We start from the raw sequence: 20,499 nt of genomic DNA, 5'->3' as shown, positions 1-20,499 counted from the left end.
CGCCCCACGCCCCTCACCACCGGAGCCCCCATGCCCCATGCCCCGCACTCCCCCGCCGCCCGCACCCTCTGCCGCGCCCTGATCGCCGCCGGGTTGCTGCTCCCCTTGGGAGCGATGGCCAGTCCCGCGGGCGACGCCTTGCGGCGCTTGCTGGGCGACGACTGGGTCACGCGCGACACCAGCCTGGAAGACCTGGGCATCCGCGAACCGGTGGTGCTGAGCAACAGCGACGCGCGCCAGGAGTTCTACCTGCCGGTGCCGCGCGGCGTGCCGATAGCCGACGCCACGCTGGACTTCGACGCGCGCTACATCAAGGGTGAACCGGGCCGCGCCAGCATGGTGCTGTGGGTGGACGGCGTGCCGCAGACGGCGCAGCGCATCGCCGACGGCGAGGGCTCGGCCACGCGCAAGCTGAACGTGGAGCAACGCGTGCGCGACACCGGCTTCGTGCGGCTGGCGGTGGACTGGCAATCGGAGATCGCGCAGCGCCAGTGCGAAAGCAACCGCGCCACCGCCAACGCCTTGATGGTGTCGCCGCGCACGCGCCTGAGCTACCGCTACGACGCATCGGCCATCGGCAGTCTGGACGAAGCCTGGAGCACCCTGCCCGGCAAGCCCGTGCTGATGGTGGCGGGCGCCAAGCTCGACCAGCAGGCCTTCGACAGCGCATGGCGCATGGGCGTGGCGATGGAGCGCAGCGGCAAGCGGGTTGCGGTTCGCGCCTTCCCGGCAGTCGGCGACGAGATCGACACCCGCGGCCTGCAGGCTCCGAACGGGCTGGGGCAGGTGCCGGCGTTCGCAGCCCTGGCGGCCAGTGACAAGCACAAGCTGGGCAACGCCGCGGAGATCGGCGCGCTGCTGGTCATGGGCGCCCCCGCCGTGAGCGGCGACGTGGTGATCGCCGACGCCGCTCTGCGGGCCCGCTACAACGAGGCGCTGGACGCCTTGCAGGCGCAATTGGCGCAGGACGCCGACGCCGCGGAGGCCTTCAAGGCCTGGCGCCAGCGGCGCATGCCCCTGGCCGGCCAGGACCTGCCCTCCAAGGAGATCCGCCTCGCGCCGCTGGGCCGGCAGGCGGTCATCGCCGTAGCCGCCGATGCCGGCGCGCAGGGCGCGGGCGCCTTCGACACGGCTTGGCGCCGCATCCTGGTCACGCGCCAGGCTCAGGTCAAGACGGCCGAACCGCCGCAAGCCTCGGGCGAAGGCGGCATGCGCCTGACCGCGCTGGGCGGATCGTCCGCCAGCTTCGACGTGGTCGCGCGCGGCGACTGGAACGCCACGTTCGCGCTGGCCGCGGTGTCGGCGGACGGAAGCATGCCGGACGAACTGGTCATGGACCTGGCCGCCGCGCCGGGCGCCTCCGCCACCCGCCCGGTCGCCTCGGTGTTCTGGAACGGCATCCTGCTGGCCGCCAAGCAGATGGACGCCGACGGCCATCCCGAACGCCTGACGGCGCGCGTGCCTGGCTACGCCCTGGGCCTCACCAACGCGGTGCGCGTCACGTTCCAGCGCCAGCCGGTATCGGTCGATTGCAACGAAATCCCGCAAGGCTATCCCGTCAACGTGCTGCCCACCAGCTACGTGAAGCCGGGCCGCGCGCAGCCGGACGGCACCTTCGTGGGACTGCTGCCGCTGTTGGCGGGCAGTCCCCAGCTGCTGATCCCCGACGGCTATCTGGCCGACGCGCCGGCCAGCCTGCAGCGCGTCATCGGCATCGCCACGGCCAGCGGCCTGTCCGCCACGCGCGCGGCGCTGTCGCTCACGCCTGCGGGCCAGGCGGCCAAGCCCGGCGGCCCCTTCGTGGCGATGGAAGTCGCGGTGGATGGCGCCAAACCCATGGTCAAGGTCACGGACCGCAAGCAGCTGACGGTGGACGGCAAGAACGCGCCCTGGCTCGATATTTCCGGCCTGGACAACCTGAGCACGGCCGAAGTGGTGCGCGCGGGCGGCCAGGACGGCCTGCTGTGGCACACGCTGGGCCAAAATCCGGTGATGCCGCAGGCGCCCTTCGTGCTGAACCGCGGCAACATCGCCATCATCGGCGCGGCGGGACCGCTGGCCTGGATCGACAGCGCCAATCCCGCGGCGGGCCAGCCGCCGGGGGCGGGCGCAAGCGCCTTCTTCGAATGGCGCAACTACCTGTCGTGGAGCGTCCCGGCGATGAGCGTGGGCCTGCTGGTCCTGCTCCTGATCCTGATCGCCGCATTGCGCGTCACCCGCAGGAAGAACAAGGACAGCAAGTAACCCGGAGGCGCCATGTCCTCGCTTTACTGGCCCTACCTCATCGCCGACTACTACCGCGGCCTGGAGATCGTGACGGCGGTGGTCGGCGTCATCATCCTGTTGTCCAGCCTGGACGACCTGTTCATCGACGGCTGGTTCTGGCTGCGCGAACTGCGCCGCGGGCTGACGGTCAAGCGCCAGTATGCGCCGCTGAGCGCGGAACAGTTGCGCGCCAAGCGGGAACAGCCGCTGGCGATCATGGTGCCGGCCTGGCTGGAATATGACGTGATCGCGCCCATGCTGGAAAACATGGTGTCGACGCTGGAATACAAGAACTACATGATCTTCGCCGGCACCTACCAGAACGACGAGCGCACCATCAAGGAAGTGGAACGCATGCGGCGGCGCTACCGCCAACTGATACGGGTGGAAGTGCCGCACGACGGACCGACCTGCAAGGCCGACTGCCTGAACTGGATCGTGCAGGCCATCTTCGCGCAGAACGCCCAGCAACCCGAACCCTTCGCCGGCGTGATCCTGCACGACAGCGAAGACGTGCTGCACCCGCTGGAACTCAAGTACTACAACTACCTGCTGCCGCGCATCGATTTCATCCAGTTGCCGGTCACGTCACTGGAGCGGGAGTGGCACGAACTGGTCGCCGGCACCTACATGGACGAGTTCGCCGAATGGCACACCAAGGACCTGGTGGTGCGCGAAAGCCTGTCCAAGATGGTGCCGTCCGCCGACGTCGGCACCTGCTTCTCGCGCCACGCGCTGGAGGTGCTGGCGGCAGAGACCAACAACCAGCCTTTCAATACCGACACGCTGACCGAGGATTACGACATCGGCGCGCGCCTGGCCCAGCGCGGCATGCGCCAGATCTTCGGCAAATTCGAGGTCGAGTACGTGACGCGCCGCCGTTCCTGGTTCGGCCTGGGGCGGGAGAAGATCTCCGCCATCAAGATGCCGCTGGGCGTGCGCGAGTACTTCCCCAACACCTTCCGCACCGCTTACCGGCAGAAGGCCCGCTGGACGCTGGGCATCGGCCTGCAAGGCTGGCAGCAGGTGGGATGGACCGGGTCGCTGGCCACCAAGTACCTGCTGTTCCGCGACCGCAAGGGACTGTTCACATCCTTCATCGCGATACTGGCCTATCTGTTGCTGGCCAACTTCTTTCTCTTCTATCTGGCCGACCGCTTTGGCTGGTGGAAGGTCTACTACCCCTCCTATTTCCGTCCGGGCGGCTGGCTGGTGACGCTGATGTGGCTGAACGCGGGGGCCCTGCTGCTGCGCGTGGTGCAACGCGCGTACTTCGTCGGCCGCATGTACGGCTGGGAGCATGCGCTGCTGTCCATGCCGCGCATGATCGTCGGCAACTTCATCAACGCCATGGCGGCGGCGCGGGCTTGGCGCCTGTTCATCGGCCATCTGATCACGGGCAAGCGGCTGGCCTGGGACAAGACCATGCATGACTTCCCCTCCACCGACCAGTTGGCGCAGCAACGCCAGCGCCTGGGCGACCTGCTGCTGTCCTGGCAGGCCATCGATCACCAGATGCTGGAGCAGGCGCTGGAGATCCAGGCGCGCGAGAAGCGGCCGCTGGGCGAAATCCTGATGGAACGGGGCTGGCTCGACGAAAAGACGCTGCACGAAGCGCTGTCGTTCCAGCAAGGCGCCCCGACGCAGACCGAACACCCCGCGGACCCGCTATCGCACAGGCCCACACCTCCATGACCGTCATTTCCCGTACGCTGGCTTTCAGCGCCCTGCTGTGCGTGGCCGCAGTCCCTCAAGCGGCCGCGCAACCCGCCGCCGCAGCCGAACGTCCGCTGGAAGGCGACGCCTACCAACTCGCCGACCAGGCCTACAAGCAGTACGACGCCGGCCATTACGAAACCGCCCAGATCATGGCGGAGAACGCCATCCGCCTGCGGCCCGACGTGGCCCGCCTGCGGCTGCTGCTGGTGTACGCCCTGGAAAAGCAGGGCAAGCGCCAAGAGGCCGCGCGCGCGGCCGATGCGGCGATCGCCGACGGCCTGGGCACGCCCGAACTGCGCCAGGCCAAGGCCAACCTGCAACGTCCGCCCGCGGTAGCCGCCACGCCCGCGCAGCCTGCGGCGCAAACGCCTGCGCAAGCTTCCGGGCAGGCACCTGTACAACCCCCCGCCCCTGCCCGCAAACCCGCGCCGCAAACCCCTTACCAGCGCGCCTATCCCGTGGCGGCGCGCGCCTATGCGGACTATGGCCGCCAGGACTACGCAGCGGCGGCGGCAGGCGCCGAACGCGCCTTCCGCGCCGTGCCCAGGCAAGGCGAATGGGCCTTGCTGTGGGTGGAATCGCTGGGCGCGCAACAGCGCTATGAAGCCGCCAGCCAGGCCGTGGACACGGCGCTGGCGCTGGGCGCGCCCAACAAGGCGGCGCTACAGGCCAGGCAACAGGCCTTTCAGAAGCAGATCGCCGCGAACCAGGCGCCCGCCGCGCCGGCTCCGGGCAGCGCGGCCGCCACGGGCGCCTATGCCGCCTACGACAAGGGCGCCTACCAGGAAGCCATCGCCCTGGCGCGCCAGGCCGTGGCGCAAGCGCCGGACAACGAAAGCTATGCCCAGTTGCTGACGACCACGCTGGCCGCCGGCAACAAGGCGCAAGCCGCCGAGGCGGAAACCCGGCTGAGCGACGCCATCGCCCGCCAGCCGGACTCGGCCCAATTGTTGGCGCAGCGCGGCTACGCGCGCCAGCGCCTGGGCCAGCCCGCGGGCGCCGCGTCCGACTTCGCGGCCGCGCGCGCCACCGGCCAGGCGCCGCCGCGCCTGATCCTGGACCAGGCCTATGCGCAGTCCGCAATGGGCGACAACCGCGCCGCCACCGACTCGCTCAAGCAAGCCATCGACATGGACGATGCCGGCCAGCTGGGCCTTACGCCGCTTGAGCGCTACAACACGCGCAGCGGCGTCGCCGCCCTGTCGCGCGAATGGGGCGGCTCGTTCTCCGCGTCTTACCGCGGTGCGCGCCCCGCCAACTCCAGCATGGGCGGCGCCGCCATCAACACGCCAGGCGACGTGGTATTCAGCACTGCGGAAATCTTCTGGCGTCCGCCGCAGCTGAACAATCGCTGGGGCATGCTCGAAGCCTATGCGCGCAGCTCAAACACGCTGTACGACGGCGGCAGCACCTACGAGTCGCGCAGGAACGTGGATCCCTGCACCGGAGAAAGCACGCCGGACAACCGCTCGGCCGACGAACGCCTGCGCAACAGCCGCTCGGCCGCGGGCATCCCCAGCACCATCGGCGCGCTGGGCCTGCGCTACCTGCTGGCCGACACCGGCGTGACCTTCGGCATAGAACGGCGTTTCTTCCTGGGGTCGGCCACCCGCCAGGGCTACGCCTATCCGGAATCCAGCGCGGTGCAATGCGCGGCGCAGCAGGCCTTCCACAGCGCCTACCCCAACCTGCAGGACCAGAGCGCGGTCGCGCGCTACAAGCTCAACGGCAACGCGGGCGGATGGATGACCTACCTCACCTACGGCTACTACCATGGCCGCGAGCTGCGCGTGGACGTGCCGAGCTGGCTCACCATCGAAGGCTATGCGCAGGGCGGCTATCTCTGGGACGACAATAGCGCCAACTACACCGCCTACTCGGTGGACTCCAAGGGCCAGCGCCAGCAGGACCTGGGCAGTTCCTCGGGCCGCCTCAAGCGCGACCAGGCCTTCCTGTCCGGCGAGCTGCGCGTGGGCCGCAGCTTCCGCGCCACCAGCATCAGCGACAAGCTGGTGCTGTTTCCGTATGCGGTGGTCGGCGCGGACTGGCTGTGGCAGAAAAGCGTGGCCAAGCTGAACGACCTGCCCGGCTACGGCAACCAGTCGGTGGTCCTGTCCGACCATGGCACCTCCTGGTCGCTGGGCGTGGGACCGGGCTTCAACGTGCGCTATTGGTTCCGCGAAGACCACTACAACGCGCCGCGCTCCTATCTGGACTTCGGCGTCCAGTACCGCACCAGCCTGGGCGGCGGCGAGAGCGACCGCGCCAAGGGCTGGTTCATGAACATGACGCTGTCGTACTGAGCCGCTGATACACACGATTACATCGATTCATAAGCCTATAACAATGATTCGGGCATAGTGCTCCGCGCCACGCAGGCAGCGCGATCGCCAGGCGTGCAAACCCCATCCCTCACCGCGTTGGAGATTGAATTGCCGATGTTCAAACAAGCCCGTATCGCCCTGACGACCGTCGCCCTGACCCTGGCCAGCAGCGCCGCCCTTGCCCAGCAGACCATGCAGGGCCAGATGCCCAACCTGGCGGCCGTGAGCGGCCAGATGCATGCCGCCGCCGAATACTGCGGCGCCTACACGGCAGCGCAGCTCGAACAGATGAAGCAACAACAGAAGACCGCGACCAGCGCCCAGGGCATGTCCGCTGCGGACTTCGACGCCGCTTTTTCGAAGTCCTACAGCCAAGCCAAGGTGCAACTGGGCACGCTGAGCGCGGCCGACAAGGAAAAGACCTGCGCGCAACTCAAGGCCATGGCTGCGGCGCAACCGCGCTGAACCTTCCCTTCCCGACCGCTAAACGGCCGCCTAGAGCGGCCATTCGCGCCGCAAGCGCTCGGCCTCGGGCGTAGGCCCGATCAGCCAGGGGTCCGCCGCAAAGGCGACCACGCTTTGCGCGCGGTAGCGCCGCGCGATGCGCAACTGCCGGCGCACGCGCGCCGCATCGGCGGAGCGGGCATTGAAGGTGGTGCCGTCCTGGCGTTCGGACGGCAGTTCCTCGAACAATTCGACGATCAGGTCGAATGGCGCGCGCCGCGCCAGCAGCATGCGATGCAGGGGCTCCAGCGCCTCATACGCCGCCATGCCGGACACGCCCACTCCGTCCTGGACCATGGGCCTCAGCTTGGCAACATCCAACAATCCGTTCCACAGGTCGGCCAGGCTCAGCGCTCCTGGCAATTTGCTGTGATAGGTGGAAATGGCGGGCGCGCGTCCCGTCTGTTGCGCAAGCGGATCGGACAGCTCGCGCAGCCATTGCGCCAACCGCGCCTGGCGGCCGGGCGCGGCCCAACTGTGCTGCTCGATCTCGTAGGGGATGTACCAGCCGCGAAACGCCGCCAGCCCGGTCGCGTTCGACGCCCGCGCATAGGCCAGCGCCTGCGTCTGCGCGGCTTGCAGGAATTCGGCCAGCGCCGCGTCATCCGGATTGCCAAGCTGTCGCCACCAGCGCTCGTCGTAGGGCAGGCCCAGTTGCAGCCCCATGCCCAGGCGCTCAGCCTCGTCGAAGATCAGCGCCAGTGTGGGCGCGGGCAGTTGCCAGGGCTGCGCCCCGCCGCTGGCGCCTACCCACTGGATGATGATCTCGCGGAATCCCAGCGCATGCATGGCGGCGATGCGTTCGCGCCAGGCCTCTGGACTCAATTCCAGATGGCTGGGCCAAAGCTGCCAGAAGGTACTTTGCACCGACCAGGCCGGCGCGCAGGCGGGCAGGCTGGCGGCCAGCGCCGCCGCGCCCAGGCCCTGCAACAGACGCCGCCGGCCGGTGGAAGCAGGCGCAGAAGCCTGCATGGGCTGCCTGGCGATAGGACTTATCCTGCGCGGTTGCCGAAGATGCCGGACAAGGACGCCAGCAGGTCGGCCGGGTTGAATTGCTGTTCGCCCTGGACCTCGCCGTTGGGCGTCGCCTTGTCCACCAGCTGCGGCAGCAGCGAGGACAGCGAACCCAACACGGAATCCGTGTCCTGGCCGGTCTTGGCGGCCAGTTCGTTGACGACGCCAGGGTCCAGCACGGAACCGAGCTGATCGGCGCTGACCGGCATGTTCTGGCCGGTGCCCACCCACGAGGCCACGATCTCGCTCAAGCCGCCCTTCTGGAAGCTGGCGATCAGGCCGGTCAGGCCGCCCGGGTACTTGTTCAGTTGCTCGATCAGCGCGGGCAGCAGCGAAGCCGAGCCCCCTTGCTGACCGCCGCCGGCCATCGAGGCCAAGGTATCCAATAGGCTCATCATCGTGCTCCTGAAAAAACGGAGATTCAGTATAGGCCCATGCCTGCCGCCCTGCCTGTCATCCGATGGATGACACCCGGCATCTTTACAAAGCTTATCGATTCCGACCCGTCAGTTGGCGGTTTTTCCTGCCTGCAGGGCCTGCAAGGACTTCAGGCCGGCGCGGCCGTCCGGCCGCAGGCCCAGTTCGCGCTGCACCGTCTGCAGGGCTTGCCGGGTACGGGCGCCGATCATGCCATCGGGTTCGCCGATCTCATAGCCCCGGGCAATCAGCAGCCGCTGCAATTCCCGCCGCTGCGCGCGCGACAGGCCCGGATCGTCGGTCGGCCAGGGCTGCGCCAGCGGACCGCCGCCGCGCAGTCTGTCGGACAGGTGGGCGATGGCCAGCGCATAGCTTTCCGCGGCGTTGTAGGAGTACAGGGCGTCGAAGTTGCGCGTGACCAGGAAGGCGGGACCTTTGCTGCCAGCCAGCAGCAGCAGGCCCGCCGGCGTGTCGCCCGCGGGCAGCGGCTGACCATCGACGCGCGTCACCCCCCGCCCCGCCCAATACGACATGGCGCGCTTGTTCTTGCGGCCCGCGCCCGACGTATCCAGGCCCGCCGGCAGGCGGACTTCATAGCCCCATTGCAGCGCGCTGTTCCAGCCCGCCCGCTTGAGAAAGTTGGCCGTCGATGCCAGCGCGTCCGGCACGCTGTCGACCAGGTCGCGGCGGCCGTCGCCATCGAAGTCCACCGCCAGCCGCAAGTACGTCGAGGGCATGAACTGGGTCTGGCCGAAGGCGCCCGCCCAGGAGCCGGTCAGGCGTTCTGGCGCGATGTGCTCGTCCTGGATGATCTTCAGCGTGGCAAAGAACTCGCCGCGGAAATAGGCCTGACGCCGGCCGAAGCAGGACAGCGTGGACAGCGACGTCAGCAGGGGCCGGCCGCCCAGCGTGCGGCCGTAGTTGCTTTCCACGCCCCACACCGCGGCTATGGTGGCCGCGTCCACGCCGTAGCGCGACGCGGCGCGGTCCAGGTCGGACTGCCAGCGCGCCATGCCGGCTTGGCCGTCGGCCACGCGCTCATCGTCGACCAGGGCCGCCATGTAGTCCCAGATGGGCGTCTTGAATTCCGGCTGGGCGTCCAGCAGATCCAGCACCGTCATGTCGGGCGCGAGCCCCGCCGTCTGGGTGTCGAAGGTAGCGCCCGACACGCCGGCCTTGAGCGCCGGGCCGCGCAATTGCGCGAGGCAGGCCGCGAACGCGTCGGCGGCCGATGCGGCAGGCGCCAGCGAAATGAGCGCGCCTCCCGTCAAGAAGATGGTCAGTGGACGCAAGCAGCGGGTCCGCAGCGCTTTGATGAAAGTGTCGGTGCTCATGTTTTCCAATCAACCGGCCTGCAGCGCGGCAAGCTCGGCGTCGTCGAATCCGGCGGCGCGGCGCGCCTCCAGGTTGAAGGGGCCACGCAGCCGGGGCGCGTCGTAACGCTGCGCCAGTTCGGCATAGCAGGACACGGGATCCTTGCCCGCCTGCGCGCACAGCTGCTTGTACCAATGATTGCCGATGGCCACGTGGCCGATCTCGTCGGCCAGGATGATGTCGACGATGGCGGCGCTTTCCGCGTCGCCCGCTCCCGCCAGCTTGGCGCGGATCGCGGGAGAAGCGTCCAGGCCGCGCGCCTCCAGCGTGCGCGGCACCAGGGCCAGGCGGGCCAGCAGATCCTCTTGCGTGCGCTGCGCCATGTCCCACAGGCCGTTGTGGGCGGGGAAGTCGCCATAGGCGCACCCCATGGCGGCCAGGCGCTGCCTGAGCAGATCGAAGTGATAGGCCTCTTCGCGCGCCACGCGCAGCCAGTCGAGGTAGAAGGCTTGAGGCATGCCGGCAAAGCGCCACATGATGTCCAGCGCCAGGTTGATGGCATTGAATTCGATGTGCGCCAGCGCGTGCAGCAGCGCCGCGCGCCCTTCCTCGGTGGCCATGGAACGCTGCTTGACCTGGGCGGGAGCCACCAGCTCGGGCCGGGCTGGACGGCCCGGCAGTCCAGCCGTGGGCGTGTATATCCGCTCGCAGTCCAGCGCCGCCTCATCCGACATGGCGCGCACTGCCGCCAGCTTGTCCTGCCAGGCCGTCGCGGCCAGGGCCGCCAGCGCCTGCCCGCGCAGGCAATCCTGGCGATGCCCGGCCGCGGCGGGCGTCGTGTTGCTATCCATATGCTTCTCTGTGCCGGGCGGCCTCGCGCCCACCCGAAATCCCTTGAAAGCGCCGTGGCCGCAGGCCGCGCGCATACACGGAGACTTTATCATTCACCCATGGATTCCCTGCGCCTGACCATAGAGACCGACCTGTCCCGCATCGACGCCCAGCAATGGGACGCGCTGGCAGGCGACCAGCCCTTTCTGCGCCATGCGTTCCTGCGCGCGCTGCACGAGACCGGCTGCGCCGCGCCTCAGACCGGATGGGCTCCGCATTACCTGGCGCTGTGGCGCGACGATGCGTTGGCCGCCGCTGCACCGCTCTACCTGAAATCCCATTCGCGCGGCGAGTATGTATTCGACTACGCCTGGGCCGACGCCTTCCAGCGCCACGGGCTGCGCTACTACCCCAAGCTGCTGTCGGCCATTCCGTTCACCCCGGTCACCGGTCCCAGGCTGCTGGCCGGCAACGATGAGGATCGCGCCACGCTGGTGCGCGGGCTGGTCGCCTTCGCCGAAGAGATCAAGGTGTCGTCGCTGCACCTGCTGTTCCCTGCCGAGGCCGACATGCGCGCGCTGCGCGAGGCCGGCTTCATGATCCGCGAAAGCGTGCAATTCCACTGGACCAATCCGGGCTACGCGGACTTCGACGCCTTTCTGGCCACGATGAGCCACGACAAGCGCAAGAAGATCCGCCAGGATCGCAAGAAGGTCGCGGCCGCCGGGCTGTCGTACCGCTGGCTGCGCGGCGCGGAAATCGGCGAGGCCGAGCTGGACTTCTTCTACGAATGCTATTGCCGCACCTACTTCAGCCATGGCAATCCGCCCTACCTGAACCACGAATTCTTCCGCCGCGCGTACCGCGAACAGCCCGAGGCCTTCGTGCTGATCCTGGCAGAGCGCGACGGCCAGCCGGTGGCCGCCGCACTCAACCTGGCGGGCGGCGACGCGCTGTATGGGCGTTACTGGGGCGCGACCGAATACGTTCCGGGGCTGCACTTCGAGACCTGCTACATGCAGTCCATCGACTATTGCATCGTCCACGGCATCGCCCGCTTCGAGGGCGGCGCGCAAGGCGAACACAAGATGGCGCGCGGGCTGCTGCCCACGCCCACCTGGTCGGCGCACTGGGTCGCGCATCCCGGCTTCGCGGACGCGATCCAGAACTTCCTGGACGAGGAAACCGCGGCGGTGACGGATTATCTGGGAGAGCTGGAAACGCACTCCCCGTTCAAGCGGCCGCGGGAAGGCTGAGGGCTAGAGGAAGCGGTCCAGCAGCTTGCGGCTGTGCTTGTCCAGCGACTGGATGTCGCGCACCAGATAGAAGATGCCGTGGCTGTCGGCGATCAACAGGGTCTGCGGACTGAGGCGGCGGATGTCCTCTTCGCCGCGCAGCGTGAACGAGGTGGGGCCGCGGTCGGTATCGACCTGCCAGGTGCTGGGGGTGGCAAAGGTGGAGACGCTGGCCAGCTTGCGGATCTCGGGCATGAACTCCCGGCTCGCCAGTTCTTCCTCGATCAACTCGCGCTGCGGAGACGGCACATCGGACAGGTGCTCGATCCAGAGCAGTTCGCGCCCGTCCACCGTCACGAGCGACAGGCCGCGGCCAGGTTCGCTGATGGGAAAGGCGCGCACGGGCAGCACGCCCTCGTGGTTCTGGCCATCGGCGGACTGGAACTCCAGGCGCCCGAAGGCATTGCGGCGCAGCTGAAAAGACGGCAAGGTCATGACGATAATTCCGGTTCCGCGTCAGGCCACGGCGGCCATGTCTTCGCTGCCCGACGCCTGCGCGTCGGCCTCGGCCTGGCGCGCCTGCGCCTGGTACAGACGGTAGTAGGCGCCCTCGCGAGCCATCAGTTCTTCGTGCGGGCCCTGCTCCACGATCTGGCCGCGGTCCAGCACCACCAGGCGGTCCGCCTTGCGCAAGGTGCTCAGGCGGTGGGCGATGGCGATCGTGGTGCGGCCGCGCACCAGGTTGTCCAGCGCCTTCTGGATTTCCTTTTCGGTGGTGGTGTCCACCGACGAGGTGGCCTCGTCCAGGATCAGGATGCGCGGATCGATCAGCAGCGCGCGCGCGATCGAGATGCGCTGGCGCTCGCCGCCGGACAGGGCCTGGCCGCGTTCGCCGACCAGCGAGTCGTAGCCGTGCGGCAGCCGCAGAATGAATTCATGCGCATGCGCGGCGCGCGCCGCCGCCACGATTTCGTCGCGGGTGGCGTCCGGCTTGCCGTAGGCGATGTTCTCGGCGATGGTGCCGAAGAACAGGAACGGCTCCTGCAGCACCAGCCCGATGTTGCGGCGGTAGTCCGCCACGCGCACCGAACGGATATCGGCGCCGTCCACCAGCACCGCCCCTTCGGACACGTCGTAGAAGCGGCAGATCAGGTTGATCAAGGTGCTCTTGCCCGAGCCGCTGTGACCCACCAGGCCGATCATCTCGCCCGGCGCGATGTTCAGGTTCAAGCCGCGGATAACCTGGCGGTTGCCGTAGCGGAAGCCCACATCGCGCAACTCGATGCGGCCGTTGATATGCGGCAGCTTGGCGGGATTCTGCGGTTCCGGCACGCTGGAGACATGGTCCAGGATATCGAAGATGCGCTTGGCGCCGGCAGCCGCTTTCTGCGTGACCGAGACGATACGGCTCATCGAATCCAGGCGCATGTAGAAGCGCCCGATATAGGCCAGGAAGGCGGCCAGCACGCCGACGGTGATCTGCTTCTGCGACACCTGCCAGATGCCGAAGATCCACACCACCAGCAGGCCCACTTCGGTCAGCAGCGTGACCGTGGGCGAGAACAGCGACCAGGTGGTGTTCACGCGGTCGTTGACTTCCAGGTTGCGGTTGTTGGCTTCGCGGAAACGCGCCACTTCGCGCTTTTCCTGCGCGAAAGCCTTGACCACGCGGATGCCCGGGATGGTGTCGGCCAGGACGTTGGTGATCTCCGACCAGATGCGGTCGACCTTTTCGAAGCCATGGCGCAGGCGGTCGCGCACCGCGTGGATCATCCAGATGATGAACGGCAGCGGCACCAGCGTGACCAGAGCCAGCCACGGATTGATGGACACCAGGATGACCGCGGTCATGCAGATCATCAGGATGTCGTTGGCGAAGTCCAGCAAATGCAGCGACAGGAACACGCAGATGCGGTCGGTTTCGCTGCCGATGCGGGAAATCAGGTCCCCGGTGCGCTTGCCGCCGAAATACTCCAGCGACAACTGCTGCAGGTGCTCATAAGTGGTGGTGCGCAGGTCCGCGCCGATGCGCTCGCTGACCCAGGCCAGGATGTAGGTCCGGGCCCAGCCCAGGCCCCAGGCCAGGAAAGCCGAGGCCAGCAGCCCGCCCAGATAGAGGCGGACCTTGTCGTAATCGATGGGCGCGCCGTTCTGGAACGGAATCAGCACGTCATCCATCAGCGGCATGGTCAGGTACGGCGGCACCAGGGTGGCGGCCGTGCCCAGCAGGGTCAGCACGAAACCCGCCAGCAGCGGCCCGCGGTAAGGGCGGGCGAAACGCCACAGGCGCAGCAGCGCCCAAGTGGTGGATGGCGCCGCCTGTTCCTGGTTGCAGGTCGGGCATTCTTCCTCGCCCGCCGGAATGACGTTATTACAGACGGTGCAGGTGCGCTCCGCCAGTTCCTCGTCCTGATGGCCCGACAAACGGATGGCCTGCTGGGTCTCGAACTGCGCCAGCAGCTTCAACGCGGCCGGATTGCGCGCCAGCGTAAAACGCCACGCGCCCAGGCGGGAGCCATCGTCGTGCAATTCCAGCAGCGCGGCGCCGGCGTGGTCGGTCAGGCTCAGCTTTAATTGGGGGCCGTATGCCCAGGATTCCCAGCGCGGTTCGTCGGGATGGCGGGCCAGCAGCCGGCGGTCGGTGGCGGCGATCAGCCCCGGACGGAACTTCAGGCGCTGATCCAGGTCTATTTCAACCCAGGCCAACAAGGTTTCGCCGTCCGCCAGTTCGGCGCTGATTTCATCGCGCCAGCGGGCAGGAAAGGCTTCGGCAAGGCCGGAAAGCAGGTTTGGTTTTTTCATTGGAACGCATACCGGGCCAGGACTCTGCCCTACTAGGCGGCAACCGGTTCGCAACCTGGACTGGCGGCAAACGTGTCCCTTCCTTACAACATAACGATTTCACGCCTTGAAGGCGTCGTATAGTAGCAGCCGATTTTTCTAATTAGGAATATCTGGGATCCCCCACTCGTTGGCATTATTCTAAAGGCGCAACCCCAATAAATTCGCGGTCTTGCATAGGGGCGTCCGCGCGTGCCAACCTGCTTCTCTCGTAAATTAAAACATGAAAAAGAAAGACATTGAATTTCTCGATGTCGTGGCTTTGCGCGGCCCGAACATTTGGACGTACCGTCCGGTACTCGAAGCGTGGGTGGATATCGGTGAACTGGAGGACTACCCCTCCAACACCATCCCCGGCTTTTACGAACGCCTGACGGAATGGCTGCCGACGCTGATCGAGCACCGCTGCAGCCCGGGAGTCCGGGGCGGTTTCCTGTCGCGCCTGAAGGAAGGCACCTGGCCCGGCCACATACTTGAGCATGTCACCCTGGAACTGCAGAACCTGGCCGGCTTGCGCGGCGGTTTCGGCAAGGCCCGGGAAACCTCCACCCGCGGCGTCTACAAGGTGGTGGTGCGCGCCTGGCAGGAACAGGTCACACGCACCGCCCTGAACGAAGCCCGCGACCTGGTCATGGCCGCCATCGAAGACCGCCCCTTCGACGTGCCCGCGGCCATCGCCAAGCTGCGCAGCCTGATCGACAAGCACTGTCTCGGCCCCAGCACCGCCTGCATCGTGGATGCCGCCGACGACCGCGATATTCCCTACATCCGCCTGTTCGAGGGCAACCTCGTGCAGTTCGGCTACGGCTCAGCCCAGCGCCGCATCTGGACGGCCGAGACCGACCGCACCAGCGCCATCGCCGAAGGCATTTCGCGCGACAAGGACCTGACCAAGGAACTGCTGTCGACCTGCGGCGTGCCCGTGCCCGAAGGCCGCCTCGTGCGCAGCGAGGACGACGCCTGGGAAGCGGCCGAGGACATCGGCCTGCCGGTGGTCGTGAAGCCCTATGACGGCAACCACGGTCGCGGCGTGTTCACCAACCTGACCACGCGCGAGGAAGTGGTGTCGGCCTACCGCGTGGCCGTGGACGAAGGCAGCGGCGTGATCGTCGAACGCTTCGTGCTGGGCAACGAACACCGCCTGCTGGTCGTGGGCAACCGCATGGTGGCCGCCGCCGCCGGCGAACCGGCCTGGGTGACGGGCGACGGCAAGTCCACCATCACCGAACTCATCGACAGCCAGATCAATACCGACCCGCGCCGCGGCCGCACCGAGAACCACCCGCTGAACCCGGTGCGCCTCGATTCCGCCGCGCGGCTGGAAATCGCGCGCCAGGGCCTGTCGGAAGACAGCGTTCCGCCCGAAGGCCAGCGCGTGCTGGTGCAGCGCAGCGGCAACGTCGCCTTCGACGTCACCGACCGCGTGCACCCCAGCATCGCCGCCACCGTGACCCTGGCCGCGCGCATCGTCGGCCTGGACATCGCCGGCGTGGACCTGGTGGCCGAGGACATCTCGCGCCCGCTGGACGAACAGCGCGGCGCCATCGTCGAAGTCAATGCCGGCCCGGGCCTGCTGATGCACCTGAAGCCGGCCGACGGCACGCCGCGCCCGGTGGGCCGCGCCATCGTCGACCACCTGTTCCCTGAAGGCGATGCAGGCCGCATCCCCATCGTGGGCGTGACCGGCACCAATGGCAAGACCGTGGTGGCGCGCCTGGTTGCCCGCCTGCTGAGCCTGTCCGGCAAGCGCACCGGCCTGGCCTGCAGCGAAGGCCTGTACCTGGACCGCCGCCTGGTGCAAAAGGGTGACCGCGCCGATTTCGCTTCCGGTACGCGCCTGCTGATGAACCGCAACGTGGATGCCGCCGTCATCGAGAACGACAGCGGCGTGATCCTGGGCCAGGGCCTGGCCTATGACCGCTGCCAGGTGGGCGTGGTCACCAACATCGACGACGCCGATCATCTCGGCGACTTCGACATCAATGAAACGGAGCGCATGTTCAATGTGTTCCGCACGCAGGTGGACGTGGTGCTGCCCGGCGGCTCCACCGTGCTGAACGCGCGCGATCCGCGCGTGGTGGAAATGGCCGAGCTATCCGACGGCGCCGTGATCTTCTTCGGCATCGATCCCGCCCTGCCCGCCATCACCGCCCACCTGCAACAAGACGGCCGCGCCGTATTCGTGCGCGACGGCGGCATCGTGCTGGCGCAAGGCACCCGCGAGGAACGCCTGGCCACCGTGGCTTCGATCCCGCTGACCCATGGCGGGCGCGTCGCCTTCCAGGTCGAGAACGTGCTGGCCGCGGTGGGCGCGGCCTGGGCGCTGGACATTCCCGTGGAACTGATCCGCGCCGGCATCGAAACCTTCGACATCGACCAGGCCGACGCTCCCTGGCAGTTCACGCTGTTCGAACGCAACGGCAGCACCGTGGTGGTCGACGACGTGCACAACGCCTCGGCGCTGCGCCCCCTGATCGCCGCCATCGACCAGTTCCCGTCGACCACGCGCGCCGCCGTCTATTCGGCCGGCGCCGACCGCCGCGACGCGGACCTGATCGAACAGGGCAAGCTGCTGGGCGACGCGTTCGACCGCGTGGTGCTCTACGACGACCTGACCGTGCGCAGCAAGCGTCCCGCAGGCGAAGCGCGCGCGCTGTTGCGCGAGGGCCTGGCGCAAGGTTCCCGCGTCAAGGACATCCAGGACGAGCCCGACCACGGCAAGGCCATCCAGAGCCAGCTCGACGCCATCGCCGCAGGCGACTTCGTCCTGCTGCAGTCCGACGAAGCCTTCTCCGGTCCCACCATCGACCTGGTCCGCCGCTGGATTCAGCAATACTGACAATATCTGCGCGCGCCCTCGCACTAGCGGGGCGCGCGTGAGCTAGACAGGAATACCTGCCATGGAAGTTTCCCGTATCCGAGCACTGCGCGGCCCCAATCTGTGGAGCAAGAACACCGCGATCGAGGCCATCGTTTCCTGCGCCGACGCCGAATGCTCCATCGACAACCTGCCTGATTTCGAAGCACGCCTGCGCGCCCGTCTGCCGCAGACCGGGCTGCTGCGCCCGGAAGGCCATCAGGGCGCGGTCTCCATCGCGCACGTGCTGCAGATCGTGGCCCTGACGATGCAGGCGCATGCCGGCTGCCCCGTCACGTTCGGCCGCACCGCCTCCACCATCGAGCCTGGCGTGTTCCAGGTGGTGGTCGAGTACAGCGAGGAAGAAGTCGGCAAGCTGGCGATGGAACTGGCGCAAGTGCTGGTGCGCGCCGCGCTGGACGACACGCCCTTCGATCTCGCCGACGCCTTGAAGCGCCTGCGCGAACTCGACGAAGACGTGCGCCTGGGACCCAGCACCGGCTCCATCGTCAACGCCGCCACTGCCCGCAACATCCCGTACCGCCGCCTGACCCAGGGCAGCATGGTGCAGTTCGGCTGGGGCAGCAAGCAGCGCCGCATCCAGGCCGCCGAAACCGACCTGACCAGCGCCATCTCCGAGTCCATCGCACAGGACAAGGACCTGACCAAGATGCTGCTGGACGCCGCCGGCGTGCCGGTGCCCATGGGCCGCTCGGTGACCACCGCCGAAGAAGCCTGGGCCGCCGCCGAGGAACTGGGCGGCCCGGTCGTGGTCAAGCCGCGCGACGGCAGCCAGGGACGCGGCGTCGCCGTCAACATCGAATCCCGCGAGCGCGTGATCCAGGCCTTTGAAGTGGCCGAGGAAATCAGCTCCGAAGTCATCGTCGAACGCTACATCCCCGGCCACGACTTCCGCCTGCTGGTGGTCGGCGGCGCACTGGTCGCGGCCTCGCGCCGCGATCCGCCGCAAGTCACGGGCGATGGGGTGCAGACCATCCGTCAACTGGTGGACCAGGTCAACGCCGATCCGCTGCGCGGCGACGGCCACGCCACCTCGCTGACCAAGATCCGCTTTGACGACATTGCCCTGGCGACCCTCAAGAAGCAGGGCTTCGAGGCCGATTCCGTGCCGCCGTCCGGCACCCTGATCTTCCTGCGCAACAACGCCAACCTCAGCACCGGCGGCTCGGCCACCGACGTGACCGACGAAGTGCACCCGGAAATGGCCGCGCGCGCGGTGTCGGCGGCCCGCATGATCGGGCTGGACATCTGCGGCGTGGACGTGGTCGCCGAAAGCGTGCTCTACCCGCTTGAAGACCAGAACGGCGGCGTGGTGGAAGTGAACGCCGCCCCCGGCCTGCGCATGCATTTGAATCCGTCCTTCGGCAAGGGCCGCGCCGTGGGCGAGGCCATCATCGCCAACATGTACGCGGACGGCGACGACGGCCGCATCCCGGTCGTGGCCGTGGCCGGCACCAACGGCAAGACCACCACGGTGCGCCTGACCGCCCACATCCTGGGCATCGCCGGCAGCCGTGTCGGCATGACCAACTCCGACGGCGTCTATGTCGACAACCTGCGCATCGACACCGGCGATTGCAGCGGTCCGCGCAGCGCCCGCAGCGTACTCATGCACCCGGACGTCGACGCTGCCGTGTTCGAAACCGCGCGCGGCGGCATCCTGCGCGAAGGCCTGGCCTTCGATCGCTGCAACGTGGCCATCGTCACCAACATCGGCATGGGCGACCACCTGGGCCTGGGCTACATCAGCACGGTCGAGGACCTGGCCGTGGTCAAGCGCGTGATCGTGCAGCACGTGCACCCCACCGGCACCGCGGTGCTGAACGCGGCCGACCCCATCGTGGCTGAAATGGCGGCAAGCTGCCCGGGCTCCATTACCTACTTCGCCGAAGACCGCAATCATCCCGTGCTGGCCACGCATCGCGCCCAAGGCCTGCGCTGCGTCTACCGCGACGGCGACTCCATCGTCACCGCGCAGGGCGGCGAGGAAACCCGCTACCCGCTGGCCGCCATTCCGCTCACGCGTAACGGCACGATCACCTTCCAGGTGGAAAACGCCATGGCGTCGATCGCCGCTACCTGGGCGCTGGGCCTGGACACGGACATCATCCGCCGCGGCCTGGCCAGCTTCGTCAATGACGCCCAGACCGCGCCCGGACGCTTCAACGTGTTCGATTACCGCGGCGCCACGGTCATCGCCGACTACGGCCACAATCCCGATGCCATCCTGGCCCTGGTGCGCGCGGTGGACGCCATGCCGGCCAAGCGCCGCTCCGTGGTCATCAGCGGCGCGGGCGACCGGCGCGACGAAGACATCCGGATGCAGACCGAGATCCTCGGCGAAGCCTTCGACGACGTGCTGCTCTACCAGGACCAGTGCCAGCGCGGCCGCGCCGACGGCGAAGTGCTGGCCCTGTTGCAGCAAGGCCTGGCCAACGCCACGCGCAGCAAGCACGTCGAAGAGATCCACGGCGAATTTCTCGCCATCGATACGGCGCTGGCGCGCCTGGGCGCAGGCGACCTGTGCCTGATCCTGGTCGACCAGGTCGAAGAAGCGCTGGATCACATCGCGCGCCGCATCGCGCAGGCCTGAGCCGCACGCGGTTCCTGAAGTACAAACGGGGCGCCCAAGGGCGCCCCGTTTGCGTCAGCGCGCGCCGGTCAACTGCTGGACGACACCACGGGCGCGGCGGCCTGATAGCGGTCCGTCACGTGCGTGCATCCGAGCGCCGCCATCGCGGCCAGCGTCAGCAAGATAGCGCGGCAAAGTCGTTGCGTCATGCGAGTTCCTCTTTCCATATTCCGTGGCCGAACCTGCTTGCGGGTTCCGCGGACACTATACCGGCGCGCCCGCCGGCAAGCCAAGCGCGCATGCCCGCGTCCAGCCTTGCAGATCCAGTTACCAGCCTCCCTCAAAAGGGGACAAGACATTGCCGGAATGTAACTACGGGATCTAGTGCGCCTGCAATCCCTACCCGCCGGAAACCGGGCCATTTCGCCGGCGCCGGGCCGTTACATTTGCCCACAGCCAGGTTTGACGGCCATGCCGCGGACCCGTACGGTAAGTGCATGGCCTGGACGGAATCACTTGAACCGACAGGCCCTAGCTGATCAGTGTCCCACTCAACCGCGACAGCCCGGTTTACAGGCCGCAAAC

At 67.8% G+C, this 20,499-nt stretch carries 13 protein-coding genes; 7 read left to right on the top strand and 6 right to left on the bottom strand.

What is annotated here, in order from left to right; genetic code table 11:
* Positions 1 to 30: 30 nt before the first annotated feature.
* The 4 genes from ACM1PE_RS04225 (at position 31) to ACM1PE_RS04210 (ending at position 6,773) form a co-directional block, all read left to right on the top strand.
* Positions 31 to 2,244 (top strand): hypothetical protein, encoded by a 2,214-nt coding sequence (locus tag ACM1PE_RS04225; RefSeq protein WP_419342592.1) that lies wholly within the window; start codon positions 31 to 33, stop codon positions 2,242 to 2,244.
* 12 nt (positions 2,245 to 2,256) lie between these two features.
* Entirely contained in the window at positions 2,257 to 3,960 is a 1,704-nt protein-coding gene (locus ACM1PE_RS04220) for a glycosyl transferase family protein (protein ID WP_419342591.1), read from the top strand.
* A complete protein-coding gene (locus tag ACM1PE_RS04215; RefSeq protein ID WP_419342590.1) occupies positions 3,957 to 6,287 on the top strand; it encodes an NfrA family protein in 2,331 nt (776 codons plus the stop codon). The genes ACM1PE_RS04220 and ACM1PE_RS04215 overlap by 4 nt, the downstream gene beginning before the upstream one ends.
* A 135-nt stretch (positions 6,288 to 6,422) precedes the next feature.
* On the top strand, positions 6,423 to 6,773 hold the full coding sequence (locus tag ACM1PE_RS04210; RefSeq protein WP_419342589.1) for a hypothetical protein: 351 nt from the start codon (positions 6,423 to 6,425) through the stop codon (positions 6,771 to 6,773).
* A gap of 30 nt (positions 6,774 to 6,803) precedes the next feature.
* Here ACM1PE_RS04210 and ACM1PE_RS04205 read toward each other — a convergent pair whose 3' ends face one another.
* The 4 genes from ACM1PE_RS04205 to ACM1PE_RS04190 form a co-directional block, all read right to left on the bottom strand.
* Positions 6,804 to 7,784: a DUF4434 domain-containing protein gene (locus tag ACM1PE_RS04205; protein WP_419342588.1), complete on the bottom strand. Its 981-nt coding sequence runs from the start codon at positions 7,782 to 7,784 to the stop codon at positions 6,804 to 6,806.
* Positions 7,785 to 7,804: 20 nt separating this feature from the next.
* Positions 7,805 to 8,221 carry a YidB family protein gene (locus ACM1PE_RS04200; protein WP_054450829.1) on the bottom strand — a complete coding sequence of 139 codons (417 nt, stop codon included), beginning with the start codon at positions 8,219 to 8,221 and terminating at the stop codon, positions 7,805 to 7,807.
* Between the two features lie 111 nt (positions 8,222 to 8,332).
* The gene (locus ACM1PE_RS04195; protein ID WP_419342587.1) at positions 8,333 to 9,577 is read right to left on the bottom strand and encodes a lytic murein transglycosylase; all 1,245 of its coding nucleotides are present in this window, start codon (positions 9,575 to 9,577) and stop codon (positions 8,333 to 8,335) included.
* A 9-nt stretch (positions 9,578 to 9,586) separates the two neighbouring features.
* Entirely contained in the window at positions 9,587 to 10,408 is an 822-nt protein-coding gene (locus tag ACM1PE_RS04190) for a ferritin-like domain-containing protein (RefSeq protein WP_419342586.1), read from the bottom strand.
* Positions 10,409 to 10,507: 99 nt separating this feature from the next.
* Here ACM1PE_RS04190 and ACM1PE_RS04185 point away from each other — a divergent pair, with 99 nt between their 5' ends.
* The gene (locus ACM1PE_RS04185) at positions 10,508 to 11,644 is read left to right on the top strand and encodes a GNAT family N-acetyltransferase (protein WP_419342585.1); all 1,137 of its coding nucleotides are present in this window, start codon (positions 10,508 to 10,510) and stop codon (positions 11,642 to 11,644) included.
* 3 nt (positions 11,645 to 11,647) lie between these two features.
* Here the strand turns inward: ACM1PE_RS04185 and ACM1PE_RS04180 are convergent, their stop codons facing one another.
* Positions 11,648 to 12,118 carry a DUF1854 domain-containing protein gene (locus ACM1PE_RS04180; RefSeq protein WP_059374585.1) on the bottom strand — a complete coding sequence of 157 codons (471 nt, stop codon included), beginning with the start codon at positions 12,116 to 12,118 and terminating at the stop codon, positions 11,648 to 11,650.
* A 21-nt stretch (positions 12,119 to 12,139) separates the two neighbouring features.
* Positions 12,140 to 14,425: an ABC transporter ATP-binding protein gene (locus ACM1PE_RS04175; protein ID WP_118934235.1), complete on the bottom strand. Its 2,286-nt coding sequence runs from the start codon at positions 14,423 to 14,425 to the stop codon at positions 12,140 to 12,142.
* Positions 14,426 to 14,687: 262 nt separating this feature from the next.
* Here ACM1PE_RS04175 and cphA (ACM1PE_RS04170) point away from each other — a divergent pair, with 262 nt between their 5' ends.
* Both cphA (ACM1PE_RS04170) and cphA (ACM1PE_RS04165) read left to right on the top strand, forming a co-directional pair.
* The gene (gene cphA, locus ACM1PE_RS04170; protein ID WP_419342584.1) at positions 14,688 to 17,303 is read left to right on the top strand and encodes a cyanophycin synthetase; all 2,616 of its coding nucleotides are present in this window, start codon (positions 14,688 to 14,690) and stop codon (positions 17,301 to 17,303) included.
* Positions 17,304 to 17,364: 61 nt separating this feature from the next.
* Positions 17,365 to 19,935 (top strand): cyanophycin synthetase, encoded by a 2,571-nt coding sequence (gene cphA, locus ACM1PE_RS04165; protein ID WP_419342583.1) that lies wholly within the window; start codon positions 17,365 to 17,367, stop codon positions 19,933 to 19,935.
* Positions 19,936 to 20,499: the final 564 nt, after the last annotated feature.

It is taken from the genome of Achromobacter sp. PD1, from assembly GCF_048541815.1.
Lineage (GTDB): Bacteria > Pseudomonadota > Gammaproteobacteria > Burkholderiales > Burkholderiaceae_B > Achromobacter > Achromobacter bronchisepticus_A.
The sequence above is the reverse complement of the archived record's forward strand: the minus strand, read 5'-3'. Positions and strand labels throughout refer to the sequence as shown.

Coding starts and splice junctions, on each gene's coding strand:
- ACM1PE_RS04180 (WP_059374585.1), bottom strand. CDS start 12,118: ATGACCTTGCCGTCTTTTCAGCTGCGCCGCAATGCCTTCGGGCGCCTG.
- ACM1PE_RS04200 (WP_054450829.1), bottom strand. CDS start 8,221: ATGAGCCTATTGGATACCTTGGCCTCGATGGCCGGCGGCGGTCAGCAA.
- ACM1PE_RS04190 (WP_419342586.1), bottom strand. CDS start 10,408: ATGGATAGCAACACGACGCCCGCCGCGGCCGGGCATCGCCAGGATTGC.
- ACM1PE_RS04205 (WP_419342588.1), bottom strand. CDS start 7,784: ATGCAGGCTTCTGCGCCTGCTTCCACCGGCCGGCGGCGTCTGTTGCAG.
- cphA (WP_419342583.1), top strand. CDS start 17,365: ATGGAAGTTTCCCGTATCCGAGCACTGCGCGGCCCCAATCTGTGGAGC.
- ACM1PE_RS04175 (WP_118934235.1), bottom strand. CDS start 14,425: ATGAAAAAACCAAACCTGCTTTCCGGCCTTGCCGAAGCCTTTCCTGCC.
- ACM1PE_RS04195 (WP_419342587.1), bottom strand. CDS start 9,577: ATGAGCACCGACACTTTCATCAAAGCGCTGCGGACCCGCTGCTTGCGT.
- ACM1PE_RS04215 (WP_419342590.1), top strand. CDS start 3,957: ATGACCGTCATTTCCCGTACGCTGGCTTTCAGCGCCCTGCTGTGCGTG.
- ACM1PE_RS04210 (WP_419342589.1), top strand. CDS start 6,423: ATGTTCAAACAAGCCCGTATCGCCCTGACGACCGTCGCCCTGACCCTG.
- ACM1PE_RS04225 (WP_419342592.1), top strand. CDS start 31: ATGCCCCATGCCCCGCACTCCCCCGCCGCCCGCACCCTCTGCCGCGCC.
- ACM1PE_RS04220 (WP_419342591.1), top strand. CDS start 2,257: ATGTCCTCGCTTTACTGGCCCTACCTCATCGCCGACTACTACCGCGGC.
- cphA (WP_419342584.1), top strand. CDS start 14,688: ATGAAAAAGAAAGACATTGAATTTCTCGATGTCGTGGCTTTGCGCGGC.
- ACM1PE_RS04185 (WP_419342585.1), top strand. CDS start 10,508: ATGGATTCCCTGCGCCTGACCATAGAGACCGACCTGTCCCGCATCGAC.